Origin of the sequence: Streptomyces sp. NPDC059002, from assembly GCF_042740435.1 — a bacterium.
Taxonomy (GTDB): domain Bacteria; phylum Actinomycetota; class Actinomycetes; order Streptomycetales; family Streptomycetaceae; genus Streptomyces.
Genome location: NZ_JBHYJI010000005.1, coordinates 221,984 through 236,579, shown reverse-complemented (window position 1 = coordinate 236,579; position 14,596 = coordinate 221,984). Strand labels below are relative to the sequence as shown.

Here is a 14,596-nt window from a genome sequence, read left to right as displayed (position 1 = left end):
AGCCCATGTCACACCCGTCGTCCCACTCCCACTCCCCGGCAGGTGGCCCCGCCCCGGCCGACGGCTCCACCCCGGCCGACGGCCGCGCGCCGGCCGCCGCCCTCGCCCGGGCCGTGCTCGACCGGGCGCGCCGCCACCCGTCCGCGCCCGCGGTCGTCGACGGCGCGCACCGCATGGACTACGGGGCCCTCGACGCGGCCGCCGCGTCCGTCGCGAACGCGCTGCGCCGCCACGGCGTACGCCCGGGCCAGGCGGTCGCGGTCTGTCTGCCGCGCTCCTGGCAGCTGGTCTGCGCCATGCTCGGCATCCTGCGCGTCGGCGCGGTGGTCGTGCCGCTCGACGCCCAGAGCCCGGCCGGGCGCCGACGCCACATCCTCATCGACGCGGCCTGCGTGGCGGTCCTCCACACCGGACCGGAACCGGACGCGCTGCCGCCGGGCGTACGGCCGTTGCCGGTGGCCGCGCTGCTCGCGGACGACTCCCCCGCGGTGGCCGACGCCGTGGCGACGGAGTCGGCGGGCGACGACGCGCAGGTCTCCTTCGTCTTCTACACCTCGGGTACGACCGGCCGCCCCAAGGGCGTCGAGGTGCGCGACGCCGGGATCCTGCGCCTGGCCCGGCCAGGACCGCTCCCGGTGGCGGAGGGCGCACGGTACGCCTGCCTGTCCAACCCCGCCTTCGACGCCCTCAGCTTCGAGGTCTGGGTCCCGCTCCTGACCGGCGGCTGCTGTGTGATCCTCGGCGACGAGACGGTGCAGACGCCGGACGTGCTCACGGCCGAGCTGGAACGGCTGCGCGTCGACGTCCTGTTCATGACCGTGGCGCTGTTCAACGCGGTGGTCGACAAGGCGCCGCACTGCTTCGCCGGGGTCGGTCACGTCCTGGTGGGCGGCGAGCAGCTGAACGCCCGGCTGATCCGGCGCTGGTACCGCGACAACCCCGGGAGCGCCACCCGGCTCCACAACGTGTACGGCCCCACCGAGGCGACCACCTTCGCGCTGGTCCATCCGATTCCCCGGGACTTCGACGGCGAGGTGGTGCCGATCGGGGGCGTGCTGCCGGGCACCGACATGCTGGTGATGGCCGACGGCGACCGGATCGCACAGCCCGGCGAGGTGGGCGAACTGTGCCTGGCGGGCGAGGCGTTGGCGGCCGGATACCGCAACCTCCCCGAAGAGACCGGGCGCCGCTTCGTCACCCTCCCCCTGCCGGACGGCGGCACCGCACGGCACTACCGCACCGGCGACCTGGTCCGGCTCGACACGGAAGGCCGCGTCGAATACGTCGGGCGCGCGGACCGGCAGGTCAAGGTCCGCGGCTTCCGCGTCGAACCGGGCGAGCTCGAACGGCAGATCGTGACGCATCCCGCGGTGCGCCAGGCCTATGTGTGCACCCGCCGCGACGCGAGCGGCGTCAACGAACTGCTCGCCTACCTGGTGCTCGGCGCCGAGCTGTCCTTCGACGACTTCGAGCGGCATCTGGCGGCCGCACTGCCCGCGTACATGCGTCCGCACCGCACCCATCTGGTCGACGAGTTGCCGCTCAACGCCAACGGCAAGGTCGACATGGCAGCGCTCCTCGCACGGGACGACGCGCCCTGGCGGCGCGACACGGCCGGGGACGCGGACGTCACGCCGTGGCAGCGCGAGGTGCTCGAGCTGGCCGAAGAGGTCCTGGGCGTGGCCGGGCTGCGCCTCGCCGACCGGTGGATCACGGTCGGCGGTGACTCGCTCAAGGCGCTGCGGCTGCGCTTCGAGGCCCGTCGGCGCTGGGGCCGCGAGGTGCCGCAGGCGCTGATCCTGCGGGGCGACTTCGCGGAGCTGGCCGCGGCGGCGGCCCGGACCGGCTCGCCCTATCCGACCCCGGCCGACCCGACGGACGCCCGCTCGGCACCCGCGACGGCCGAGCAGGAGCGGCTGTGGCTCCTGCAGCAGCAGGCGCCCGACTCCCGCGCGTACGACGTTCCGCTGGTCTTCCGCATCGACGGCGCCGTCGACACCGCCGCGCTGCGGCACGCGCTGCGGTGCCTGGTGGCCCGCCACCCGGCGCTGCGCACCGCCTACGAGTCCACACCCGACGGACTGCGACAGGTGGTGGCGGAACCGTACGACCCCTGGACCGAGCCCTTCGAGGACACTCCGTACGACGAATTCTTCGCAGGCCGCTTCGACTTGGCCCGGCCCCGGCTGCTCCGCGCCCAGTGGCTGCCTCAACCCGACGGCGGTGGCGGCGAGTTGCTGCTGCGGCTGCACCACATCGCCGTCGACGGCTGGTCGCTCAACGTGCTGTTCGGCGAGTTCTCGGCCGCCTACGCCGCCGCCCTGCGCGGCGAGACCGAGCAGGAGCACACAGCACCACCGTCGCCCGCGCCCACCCCGCTGGACTTCGCGGGCTGGCAGCGCGAGTGGTTCTCCCGCGACGCCTACCGCACCCAGCGCGCCGAACTGGCCGACGCGTACGGGGCGTTGGAGGCACGGGACGAACCGCTCGACCCGGTCCGGGCGGTGGACGGCGGGGCGGGGCGCCTGCTGCGCACCTCGCTGGACCCGGGGCGCCGCACCGCCCTCGACCGGCTCTGCGCCGACCTCGGCCTCACCCGCTTCCAGCTGCTCCTCGGCGTCTACGCCTGGAGCCTGTACGGAGTGACGGGCCAGACCCGGCCGCGCGTCGCGAGCCCCGTGGCGGGCCGTCCCGTGCAGGAATTCGAGGCCGGTGTCGGCATGTTCGCCAACACCGTGCTGCTCCCGCTCGACCTGGCGCCGCGCGAACAGCTGCGCAGCCAGCTGCGGCGGTACGGCGCCGCCGTGCAGGCGGTGCTCGACCGGCAGGACGTGGCACTCGGCGACGTCCTGGCCGACCGCGGGGACCACGGGACGCCGTTCGACTTCCTGTTCGTCCTGGAGAACACCGACTTCGACGCGCTGGAGCTGCCCGGCTGCACCGTCCACCCGCGGTGGCGGCCGCCTGCCGACGCGAAGTGCCCGCTGACCCTGTCGGTCGTCGAGCGCGGCGCGGGCTTCGACTGCCTCTGGGAGTACGACGCCCGGCACTTCGACGCCGACGACGTGGCGGCGCTGGCGGGTCTTTTCCTGCGCGGTCTCGACCTGCTGGCCGAGGGCGCGGACGTCACCCCCGCCGAGCTGGTGGCGCCCTACCGGCGCGCGCTGCCCGAGCCCGGGCACGCCGCCGCGGTGCCGCCCGCCTTCAGGACGGTCGCCGAGGGCTTCGCGCGCACGGTCCGCCGCACGCCCGACGCACCGGCGCTCGTCGCCGAGGACCGCACGCTCTCGTATGCCGAACTGGACGCGCACGCCGCCGCGTTGGCCGCCGAGCTGCGACGGCTGCACCCGTCGGCGCCGGACGACACCGGGCCACGGAGTGTCGCGCTGTACTTCCAGCCGTCGGCCGAGCACGTGGTGGCGCTGCTCGCGCTGGCCCGGCTGAACCTGACCATCGTGCCGCTCGACCCCTCCTACCCGCCCGAACTGCTGCGGCAGATCCTGGCCCAGGTGGAACCGCTGTGCGTCCTGGTGCCGCCGGACGGCGCGCCCGCGCTCGACGCGATCGCCCCGGGCGGACCGCCGCGGCACCCGGTCGCCCTGCCGGAGCATCCGCCGGTGGTGGGCGACGCCCCCGATCCGGTGCCGCACGACGGGCGGCGGCCGCTGTACACGCTGTTCACCTCGGGCTCCACCGGCACGCCCAAGGGGGTGCGGGTGCCCGACCGTACGCTGTGCGATCTGATCCAGTGGCAGGGCGAGTCCGGCGGGCTCGGGGCACCCGCGGCCACCCAGCAGTTCTCGATGCTGTCGTTCGACGTCTCCTTCCAGGAGATCTTCGGCACGCTGTGCGGCGGGGGCCTGCTGCATCTGGTGCGTCCCGAGTGGCGGCAGGACGTGCCCGCGCTGCTCGACCAGCTCGAAGCGGCGGGCATCGAGCGCCTGTTCCTGCCCTACGTCGCGCTGCAGTTGCTCGCCGAACACGGCGTACGGCTCGGCCGCCATCCCTCGCGGCTGCGCGAAGTGGTCACCGCGGGCGAGCAGTTGTTGTGCACGGACGCCATCCGCCGCTGGTTCGCGGGGCTGCCCGGCGCGAGTCTCTTCAACCACTACGGCCCGACCGAGACCCATGTGGTCAGCGCCCTCCGCCTGGCCGGCGACCCGGCCGACTGGCCCGAGCGTCCCGCCATCGGCACGCCGGTCGCGGGCGCCCGGCTTCGGGTGGTCGACGAGGCCGACGAGCCCCTGCCGCCCGGCCGCACGGGGCGGCTGCTCATCGGCGGTCCGATGGCCGCGCCCTGCTACCTGGGCGATCCCGGCCTCAACGAGGACCGGTTCGTCGAACTGCCCGGCCTCGGCACCTTCTACCGCAGCGGCGACCTGGCCCGCTTCGACACGGACGGCCTGCTGCACTTCCGGGGCCGCGACGACCAGCAGATCAAGCTCAGCGGCCACCGCCTCGAACTGGGCCAGGTCGAGGCGGCCCTGCTGCGGCACCCTGCCGTCGTCAACGCTGTGGTCGTACGCGACGGTTCACGCCTCGTGGCCTGCCTGCAGTGCGGCGACAACGCTCCCGACCCGGACCCGGACGAGCTGGCCCGGCATCTGGCGCCGCTGCTGCCGTCGTACGTACGGATCGACCGCTTCCGGCGACTGACGCGGCTGCCGCTCACACCGAGCGGCAAGCTGGACCGCCGCGCGGCCGCGACCGCCCCCGGCGACGAGCTGGGCACCCGGGCGGCCGTCGCGCCGGTGCGCTCGGCGCGCGAGGCCCGGCTCACCGAGCTGTTCGAGTCGGTGGTCGGCAGGTCCATCGGGCCCGATGAGCGCTTCTTCGACGCGGGCGCCGCCAGCCTCGACCTGATGCGCTTCCAGCTGCGCTGCACCGCGGAGCCCGGACTGGACTTCACGATCCCCGATCTGTTCGAGCACGTCACCATCCGGAGCCTCGCCGGGTTCCTGGACGGCCGAAGCGCCACGGCCGTCCGCGAGCCCGCCGCGGTGGCGCCCCCCGCGGCGGCGCCCGCCCCTGCCGACGAGCCCGTCGCCGTCATCGGCATGGCGGTCCGGCTGCCCGGCGCCGACGATCTGGCCGCCTTCTGGGAGATGGTGCGCGGCGGCGGCCGCGGCGTGGAGCACTTCGAGGCGGCCGACGGCCTGGTCGGCGCCCGCAGCCAGATGTCGGGGCTCCTCTCCTTCGACCCCGAGCACTTCGGCATCAGCCGCCAGGAGGCGCGGCTGATGGACCCGCAGCAGCGCCATCTCCTGATGAGTTCCGTGCAGGCGCTGGCGCATGCCGGTATCGCCGACCCTTCGGGCCCGCGCATCGGGCTCGTCGCGGGCTGCGGCGAGAACACGTACTTCCAGTCGATGCTGCGCACCACCGACCCGCAGCGGCTGCCCGACGGCTTCCAGCTGGCCCTCCACCACGAGAAGGACTTCCTCACCACCAAGGTCGCCTACCACCTCGACCTGTCGGGCCCGGCGTTCACCGTCCAGGCGGCCTGCGCGAGTTCGCTGGTCGCGGTGCACGTCGCGGCGGGGCTGCTGCGCCAGGGCGACGCCGATGTGATGCTGGCGGGCGGGGTCCTCGTCGACCGGCTGCTCACCGACGGCTACGCCTACCGTCCGCAGCACATCTTCTCCGCCGACGGGCACTGCAGGCCGTTCAGCGACGACGCGGGCGGGACCGTCGGCGCCAGCGGCGTCGGCGTGGTGGTGCTCAAGCCGCTGCGCCTCGCGCGGCGCGACGGCGACACCGTGTACGCCGTGGTGACCGGCTCCGCCCTCAACAACGACGGCTCCGCGAAGCTCAGTTACAGCGCTCCCTCGCTGTCCGGCCAGCGCGAGGTGATCCGCTCCGCGCTGCGCCGCAGCGGCCGCGCCGGCGCCGACCTCGGCTATGTCGAGGCGCACGGCACCGGCACCCGGCTCGGCGACCCCGTCGAGGTCGGCGCGCTGCGCCAGGCCTTCGACCTGGACGGCGCCGACCGGTGCGCGCTGGCCTCGGTGAAGAGCCAGATCGGGCACCTGGGCGCGGCCGCGGGCGTCGTCGGTCTCGTCCGCGCCGCACTGGCGGTCCACCACGGCGTGATCCCGCCCAATGTCGACTTCCACCGGCTCAACCCGCAGATCGGCGCCGACGCCGCGCCGTTCTACGTACCGACCGAGGCGCTCCCCTGGCCGGACGGGCGGCCCCGCGTCGCCGCGGTGAGCAGCTTCGGCATCGGCGGGACCAACGCCCATCTGGTGCTCGAAGCCTGCCCCGCAGAGGCGGATGGGGCTCACCTCACCTCCCTCCCCTGCGTGTTGCTCTCCAGCAGCAGCGCATCCGCCCTGCGGGCCGACGCCGCCCGGATCGCCGACTACCTGGAGGCCCGGCCGACGGGGTACGACCAGGTGCTGCGCCATCTGCAGGCGGGCCGGACCCCACGCCGCCTGCGGGTGGCCGGAGTCTGCGCCGACGCGGCCGCGGCCGTGGCGTGGCTGCGTACGGTGGCGGGCGCCGAGGTGACGCCGGACGAGGTGACGCCGGGCGAGGTGACGCCGGACGCGGCAGCACTGGCCGCCGAAGGCCGCACCGCCGACGAGGTGGCCGACGCCTGGCTGTCCGGCCGGGCGGTCCACTGGCCGGCCGGTCCCGCCCAGGCCCCCTGGGACTTCCCGCCGCCCGCCTTCGCGTTGGCCGAGTACGACATCGAGCACGCCGCACCCGCGAACGCCCGGCCCGCCCCGGCCGACGGCGGCCTGCCGCAACGGCTCCCCGAGTCGGACTGGCTGCACCAGCCGCACTGGGTACGCCTCGGCCGCGCCGCCACCGGTGCGCCCCGGGTCCCGGGGGTCCTGGTCGCGCTGACGGCGGAGCCGCTGGATCCGGCCGCGGTCCGCTCCTTCGAGGAGGCGTACGACCGGGTCGTACAGGTCACCGCGGCCGCCGCCTTCGCCCGGCTCGCGGACGACGTCTACGAAGTGGACCCGGCCGACCCCGGCTCGCTGCGCCACCTCGTCGACGCGCTCGCCGACGCGGGCCCGGCCGGGGTCGACTGGCTGCACGCGCTGCCGCTCGCGGTGACGGGACCGGTGGGCGACGACTCCCTCGAACTCGCCCGCTGGGCCTGCCTGGACACGCCGTCCGCGCTGCTGCGTGCGGCGGAAGGCCTGCCGTCGTCGGTGCGGCTGCGGCCCTGGTGGCTCTCGTACGGGGCCCAGCCGGTCGAAGGCGCCGTCACGCGGCCCGAGTCGGGCCTGCTCGCGGGCGCGGGCGAGGTCGCGCCGCAAGAGTGCGGGGTCGACGGGCACTGGCTCGACCTGCCCACCGGCGACCCTGCCGACTGGGCGTCGTCCGTGACGGCGCTCCTTGCGGGGACCGACGCCTTCCCCGCGCTGCCCCGACGCCTCGCGCTGCGCCAGGGCTACTGGTGGCACCAGGCGCTGCTGCCGGTGCCCGCTCCCGCCCCGACGGCGCCGACCGCACTGCCCGCGGGACCGGCGACGTATCTGGTGCTCGGCGGCACCGGCGGCATCGGCTGCTCCGTCGCGGCCTGGCTCCTCGCGCAGTCCGACTGCCGGGTCGTCCTGATCTCCCGTCAGCCGCGGCTGCCCGCCGATCTGGCGCAGTGGGCGGACCGTGTCGACCTGATCGCGGCCGACCTGGCCGCAGAGCCGACCGACGCGGTCCTGGCCCGTATCGAGGACCGCACGCGGCGCGTCGACGGTGTGGTGCACGCCGCGGGTGTGGCGGGCGGCGCCCTGCTCGCCCGTCGTGACGCCGCCGCGCTGCGCCGGGTGACGGACGCCAAGGCGCGCGGCGCGCTCCTCGTCGAGCGGCTGATCGAGCGGCACGCGCCCGCGTTCGCGGTGTACTGCTCGTCGATGGCCGCGCTGTTCGGCGGCATCGGCCAGTTCGACTACGCCGCGGCGAACGGCCTCCTCGACGGCTTCGCCCGGCACCGCTCGGGACCGGCCGAGACGACCCTGCGCATCGCCGTCGACTGGGACGTGTGGAGCGAGGTCGGCATGGCGCGGGACGCCCTCCACTCCGACGCCCGCCACCAGGCCCACCTCTCCGTCGGCCTCGCGGTGAAGGAAGGACGCCGCCTGTTCTCGCGGGCACTGCGGCTCCAACTGCCGCACCTGCTCGTCTCCACCACCGACATCGAGCGGGCGCGGGAGTTCTACGCACCGTCGGCGGACGCCCCGTCGGCGGACGCACCGTCGCCAGCTACCCGGTCGGTCGAGCCGACCGCCTCACCCGACGCCGGGCTCACCGCCCTGCTGTGCGGCCTGCTGGGACTCGACGAACTCGACCCGGACGCCTCCCTGTACGACTACGGCGCCGATTCCCTGACCCTGCTCGACCTGATCGCGGAGATCGAGCAGCACCACGGCGTCGGCATCGAACTCTCCCGGCTCAGCCACCGGGTGAGCCTCAACGAAGTCCTCGCCCGTATCGCCGAGGCGGCGCCCCAGGAACCGGACCCGTCCGACCCGGTCGCCCTGGAGGTGTGGCAGGAGGGCACAGGGCGCGATCTGGTGTGCCTGGTCCACCCGGTCGGCGGGGACATCCAGGCGTACCGCACGCTGGTCTCGGAGCTCGACCCGCGCCTCACGGTCTGTCTGATCCCCGACCCGGCGCTGCGCAGGCCCGACCTTCCCGCCTGGTCGCTCGCGGAGCGGGCCCGGCGCTACCACGGCGCGCTGCGGGCGCGGTTCCCGCACGGGGAGTGGCGCACCCACCTCATGGGCTGGTCCTTCGGCGCCTGGGTCGCGCAGGCCATGGCGGCCGACGCGCAGAGCGCGGGCCGTCCCGTCGCGGGGCTCCATCTGCTCGACCCGCCGCCGCCGGACGCCGCACCGCGCTTCCAGGCGTACGACGAGAGCCGGATCGAGGCGGTCTTCGCCCACGAGCTGAGCCAGGCGGGCTCCGGGGCACCGGCAGGCCCGCAGGCGCAGGCGTACGCCGAGCGGCTCGCGCACTGCTGCCGGGCCAATCTGACCGGCATGGCGCACCACGAACCGCCGCACCTCACCGGCACGCCCACCTGGCTGTGGCTCGCCCGCCGACCGGTGGCGGGGCTTCCCGCGCACGGCTCGCCCGATCACCAACAGCGGCTGTGGCAGGAGCGGTTGACCGCGCTCCAGGACTGCCACCAGATCGATGCCACGCATTACGACATCGTCAGGGCGCCGTGGGCGAGGACGGTGGCCGACGCCGTCGACGCGGCGTTCCGGCCGCCCGCCGGGCCCCGCTGACCGCGGGCGTCCGCGGTGGGCGGCGGCCCCGTCAGGCCGCGGACGCCTTGTCGGCGATGACGCGCTGCTCCCCCGCCGGGTGCGTCACCTGGTGCACGAGCGCCGCGACGACCCCGCCCACCAGCGGGGCCACGAGGAACAGCCACAGCTGGGAGAGCGCCGCTCCCCCGGCGAACAGGGCGGGTCCCAGGCTCCGCGCCGGGTTGACCGATGTGCCGGTCAGCGGGATGCCGACCAGGTGGATGACGGCGAGCGCGATGCCGATCGGCAGTCCGTCGAAGCCGGTCACCGCCACCCGGTGCGTGACCCCGAGGACCACGAAGACGAGCAGGAAGGTCAGGACCACCTCGGCGAGGAAGGCGCCACCGAGGTTGATGCCGACCGCGGAGCGGTCGTCGTAGCCGTTGCTGCCGAAGGCTCCGCTCGTCTTCAGCCCGGGCACCTGCTTGGCCAGCAGGAAGAGCAGGGCCGCGCCCGCGATGCCGCCGGCGAGCTGGGCGATCCAGTAGGTGGCGGCGGTGCGGATGTCGATGCGGCGCGCGCAGAGCATGCCCAGGGTCACCGCCGGGTTGACGTGGCAGCCCGAGATCGGGCCGAGGGCGTACGCCAGGGCGAGGAGTGTGAAGCCGAAGGCCAGCGCGATGCCGAGGGTGCCGATGTATTCGGCGCCGAGCACGGCCGACCCCACCGCGAAGAAGACGAGGAGCAACGTCCCCAGGAATTCCGCCACCACAGCTCTCATCTGCACAGCAACCACCTCGCAGGCTCGGCCGGACTGTCCGGCCATCCTCCGCCCGGGCGCACGCACGCGCCTGTTCGGGCGACATGGGGCGAGGCGGCGCGCGCCGGGACCCGTGGCGGCTGTGGACGTCGCGCCTGTGGCACACGGGCGCGCCCTTGGCAGCTCGGGCGGAATGCGTCATGTACGCCCATTCGGGTGACGGGGGCCGGTGAGCTGCCCCTCCCCCATCAGTACCCCGCGCTCTCCGGGAGTTCGCCGCCGCACCGGTCGCAGTGGCGCGCGCCCGCCGTCCCGCTCAGGCGGCCGCACTCCGGGCACACCCGGTTGAGCGCGCAGGGTGCCTCGCCGCCCTCCTCCTCGGTGCCGGTGCACCCCACCTCTCCGGGCTTCTCCTCCGAAGACATCCGAACCTCCTGAGTCGTCGAACGCGCCACCGTGGCCACATCAAGTCTCCTCCCGGGAGTTGACGCCCGCGTACCTCCAGGGTCTGGTGCGGATCAGACCGGGGGGCGACGTGCCGTCCCGGCCGTTCCGCCTAGCGTCCTTGAGCATGACTGGAACCCGAACTGCCCTGCGGGGGCGTGCCGTTGTCACCGTCCTCGCGCTTGCGCTCGCGCTGCCCGCCGTGGGCGCGGCGGGCGCGCACGCCGTGCCCTCGCCCGCCGCCGACGGCACCGCGGCGGCGGACAAGGCGGTCGCGCCCCTGGAACTGCCGCGCCCCACCGGCCCGTTCGCGGTGGGCCGCGACACCCTGCACCTCGTCGACAAGAGCCGCCGCGACCCCTGGGTGCCATCGGCGGGCGCACGGGAGCTGATGACCTCGGTGTACTACCCCGCGCGGCCCGGATCGGGGCACGCCACCGCCTACACGAGCAAGGAGGAGGCCCGGCTGCTCCTGGAGTCGGGCGGCCTGGACAAGCAGATCTCCGCCGCCGCGTACAGCGGGACCCGTACGTACGCGCGGGCCGGTGCGCGGCCCGCCCCCGGCCGGTTCCCGCTGGTCGTGCTCTCCCCCGGCTTCACCGCGCCGCGCGCCACGCTGACGCACCTCGCCGAGGACCTCGCGAGCCGCGGGTACGTCGTCGCCACCGTCGACCACGCCTACGAGTCCGTCGGCACGGCGTTCCCCGGCGGCCGGATCCTCACCTGCCAGGCGTGCGATCCGGTCGCCGAGCCCGGGATGGCCAAGGTCGCCACCGAGGGGCGCGCCAAGGACCTCTCGTACGTCATCGACCGGCTGACCGGGCGCGACGCGACCTGGCGCCATGCGCGGCTGATCGACCCCCGGCGCGTCGGGGTGGGCGGGCACTCCATCGGCGGGGCCGCCGCGCTCGCCACGATGACCACCGACCGTCGGGTGCGCGCGGGCGTGAACATGGACGGCCACTTCCACACGGACCCGGCCGGGCTCGGCGGGCGCCCCTTCCTGATGCTGGGCTCCGAGCTCGACCACACCCCGGGACAGGGCGACGGCAAGAACTGGGACAGCACCTGGCAGGGCCTCGACGGCTGGAAGCGCTGGCTCACGGTCAAGGGCTCGGGCCACTTCAGCTTCACCGACGTGCCGGTCATCACGGGGCAGGCCGGGGTGAGCGATCCCGCGGTGCCGCTCTCGGGCGAGCGCTCCGCGCAGATCCCCCGTGCGTACGTCGGGGCGTTCTTCGACGAGCAGCTGCGCGGCGTCCACCGGCCGCTGCTCGACGGTCCGACTCCGGGCAACCCCGAGGTGGCCTTCCGGCACCACTGAACCGCACCGGCCCCTGACCCCCTGCGGGGCGTTCCGCGGGCCGGGATAGCGTGCGGGGATCTCCGTGCCGACACCGGCTGCCCGGTTTCTGTTATCGGGGCGGGCGCCGGGCGTCTCCCCTGTGTCGGAGCAGACGGACCCCCCACAGAGGAAGTGGACACAGCGTGAGCAGCGAACGCCAAGCCGCGATGGTCAGGGCAGCGCAGGACGGGAACCAGCAGGCGCAGGACGCGCTCGTGGCGGAGTATCTTCCGCTGGTCTACAACATCGTCGGCCGGGCCCTGAACGGGCACGCGGACGTGGACGACGTGGTGCAGGAGACCATGCTGCGCGTCCTCGGCGGCCTGGACGGGCTGCGCAGCCCCGAGACGTTCCGCAGCTGGCTGGTGGCCATCACCATGAACCAGATACGGGGCCACTGGCGGGAGCGCGCCACGGGCGCGATACCCACCGGTGGCCATCTCGGGGACGGGTACGACGTCGTGGACCCCGGCGCGGACTTCGTGGATCTGACCATCACCCGGCTCGGGCTCTCCGGCCAGCGCCGTGAGACCGCGGAGGCCACCCGGTGGCTGGACGAGGACGACCGGGCGCTGCTCTCGCTGTGGTGGCTGGAGTCGGCGGGCGAGCTCACCCGGGCCGAGGTCGCCGCCGCGCTCGAACTGGCGCCGCAGCACGCGGCGGTGCGGGTCCAGCGGATGAAGGCCCAGCTGGAGACGGCCCGTGTGGTGGTCCGTGCGCTGTCCGCCGAGCCCCGCTGTACGGGTCTTGAGCAGATCGCCGCGTCCTGGGACGGTGCGCCGTCGGCGCTGTGGCGCAAGCGGATCGCCCGGCACGCCCGGGGCTGCTCGGTCTGCGAGAACCACTGGAGCAACCTGGTGCCCGCCGAGGGTCTCCTGGTGGCGCTCGGTCTCGTCCCGGTGGGGGCCGCGCTCGCCGGGCGGCTCGCGCCGCCCGACCTCGTCCATGTGGGCGCCGCCTCGCCGCTGACCGGCCAGGCGCCCGTCTCCGCGCGGACGCTGGCCCGTCGCGAGCGGGCCAAGCGGCAGCGCCGCACCGCCGGGGTGGCGGCCGCGGTCGTCGCTCTCGTCGCCGGCGGCGCCGCGGTGCATCTGCTCACCGAGCCCGACGCGGACGAGAGTTCACCCGCGACGGCCGCCGCACCGGCCTCCCGTACCGCATCGCCCTCGGCGTCGAAGAGCCCCTCCCCCTCGGCCTCCCCCACGCGTTCGGCCTCGCCGAGCCCCGGCAAGACGAAGGCGAAGCCGAAGAAGAAGCCGTCACCGACGCCCGGCAGGACCAGGACCGCGCCCGCCCCGAAGCCGAAGCCCGAGACGCCCGATCCGGCGCCCGCGACGCCGAGCGGCACCGCGGAGCAGGTCGTCGCCCTGGTCAACACCGAGCGTTCCAAGGCGGGTTGCGGCCCCGTCCGGTCCAACGCCGAGCTGGCGTCGGCGGCCCAGAAGCACTCCGCCGACATGGCCGCCCGTGACTACTTCGACCACACCAGCCCGGACGGCACCGACCCCGGCGACCGCATCACGGCGGCGGGCTACCGCTGGAGCACGTACGGCGAGAACATCGCGCGCGGCCAGCAGACCCCGGCCTCGGTGATGGACTCGTGGATGAACAGCCCCGGCCACCGCGCCAACATCCTCAACTGCGACTTCAAGGAGCTGGGCGTGGGCATCCACAACGGCTCCGGAGGACCGTGGTGGACGCAGGCCTTCGGCACGGCGCTCTGACCGGCCCGGACCGTCAGCCGACCTGCTGCGTGTGGAACTGTTCGAGCCGCCGCTGGGCGAGCAGCAGCGTGCCGCGCTGACGGCCGGGCACCTGGCGCCGCAGGGCGACCAGGGCGGGGCCGAGCGCACGGACGGCCTCCGGGTCGCGCACCCGGTCCCACAGGTGGTGGGCCCGGTCCGCCGCCGCCTCCACGTCGGCCGAGTCCGGGGCCTGCCCCGCGGTGAGCCGGGCGGCGGCGACCGCGAGCCAGGTCTCGCAGCTGCGCGCCGGTTCCCCGGCGAACCGCGCCAGATCGGCCCTGACCTCCATCCAGTGGATGACCTCGCCGGAGCCGGGACCGTGCATGCGCAGCGCCGTCTGCTCCCAGGCGGCGGCCATGGCCGCCGCCTCGCCGTGCCGTCCCGCCTCGACGGCCGCGGTGATCGCCGCGTGCGGGTCCATGCCGGACGACGACGGCGGCGTCTGCTGCGGCACCGGCGCGGCACCGGTGGAGGCCAGCAGCAGGTCCCGTGCGCCCTCGGGCAGGGACTGGGCCGCGGCCTGCTGGTGGAGCTGGGGCAGGGGCGGCCGGTGGCCGCTGCGCAGGACGGTGGCGAGCGCCTTCATGTACGACGGAGTCTCGACGGTGCGGCGCCGGGCGGGCGGTGCGACGCGTCCGTACAGGGCGACGCCGGGGCCCGCGTCGAGCGGATGCCCGGTCAGGGTCTGCCAGCTCTCCGGGTCGGTGTGCAGATCGGCGACGATCGTGGTGCTGCCCGCGGGGCGCAGCCGGAGTTCCTGGGTGAACCAGTGCCAGGGGAATCCGGTGTACCGCATCGTTGCCGGGGTGGTCCTGGCGAGCGCCATGTGCAACTGCCGCTGGCGCCGGTCGAGATGGACCTGTCCGACCAGGTAGACGGTCAGCGGCCCGTGGGCCATCGCCGCGGCGCGCAGCCGGGTCAGGACCGTCTGCGGGTCCAGCGGATCGGCCAGTTCCACGACGCTCGCGGTCGGGGTTCCGGCGAGGGCCGCCGGTGACACCGCCGCGAGCACGGGAAGTACGGAGGCCGCGTCCACGAGACGGCCCTTGCCCACGGGGGCCGCCGCAACGAGCAGCGCAGTTCCGGCCAC

Annotated in this window: 6 protein-coding genes; 3 read left to right on the top strand and 3 right to left on the bottom strand. The window is 74.9% G+C overall.

Annotation, left to right across the window (positions count from 1 at the left end):
• Positions 1-5: 5 nt before the first annotated feature.
• Positions 6-9,251, top strand: a complete 9,246-nt coding sequence (locus tag ACFWZ2_RS07690) for an amino acid adenylation domain-containing protein (protein ID WP_384543380.1) — start codon at positions 6-8, stop codon at positions 9,249-9,251.
• Positions 9,252-9,282: 31 nt separating this feature from the next.
• On the opposite strand, the gene ACFWZ2_RS07685 is transcribed toward ACFWZ2_RS07690, so the two are convergent.
• Together ACFWZ2_RS07685 and ACFWZ2_RS07680 are read right to left on the bottom strand one after the other, a co-directional pair.
• A complete protein-coding gene (locus ACFWZ2_RS07685) occupies positions 9,283-9,999 on the bottom strand; it encodes an MIP family channel protein (protein WP_384543328.1) in 717 nt (238 codons plus the stop codon).
• A gap of 221 nt (positions 10,000-10,220) precedes the next feature.
• Positions 10,221-10,397 carry a hypothetical protein gene (locus tag ACFWZ2_RS07680; protein ID WP_384543326.1) on the bottom strand — a complete coding sequence of 59 codons (177 nt, stop codon included), beginning with the start codon at positions 10,395-10,397 and terminating at the stop codon, positions 10,221-10,223.
• A gap of 146 nt (positions 10,398-10,543) precedes the next feature.
• Between ACFWZ2_RS07680 and ACFWZ2_RS07675 the strand changes: the two genes are divergently transcribed.
• Together ACFWZ2_RS07675 and ACFWZ2_RS07670 are read left to right on the top strand one after the other, a co-directional pair.
• Positions 10,544-11,740 carry an alpha/beta hydrolase family protein gene (locus ACFWZ2_RS07675; protein WP_384543324.1) on the top strand — a complete coding sequence of 399 codons (1,197 nt, stop codon included), beginning with the start codon at positions 10,544-10,546 and terminating at the stop codon, positions 11,738-11,740.
• Positions 11,741-11,904: 164 nt separating this feature from the next.
• A complete protein-coding gene (locus ACFWZ2_RS07670) occupies positions 11,905-13,485 on the top strand; it encodes a sigma-70 family RNA polymerase sigma factor (RefSeq protein WP_384543322.1) in 1,581 nt (526 codons plus the stop codon).
• Between the two features lie 13 nt (positions 13,486-13,498).
• On the opposite strand, the gene ACFWZ2_RS07665 is transcribed toward ACFWZ2_RS07670, so the two are convergent.
• A complete protein-coding gene (locus ACFWZ2_RS07665; protein ID WP_384543319.1) occupies positions 13,499-14,596 on the bottom strand; it encodes a hypothetical protein in 1,098 nt (365 codons plus the stop codon).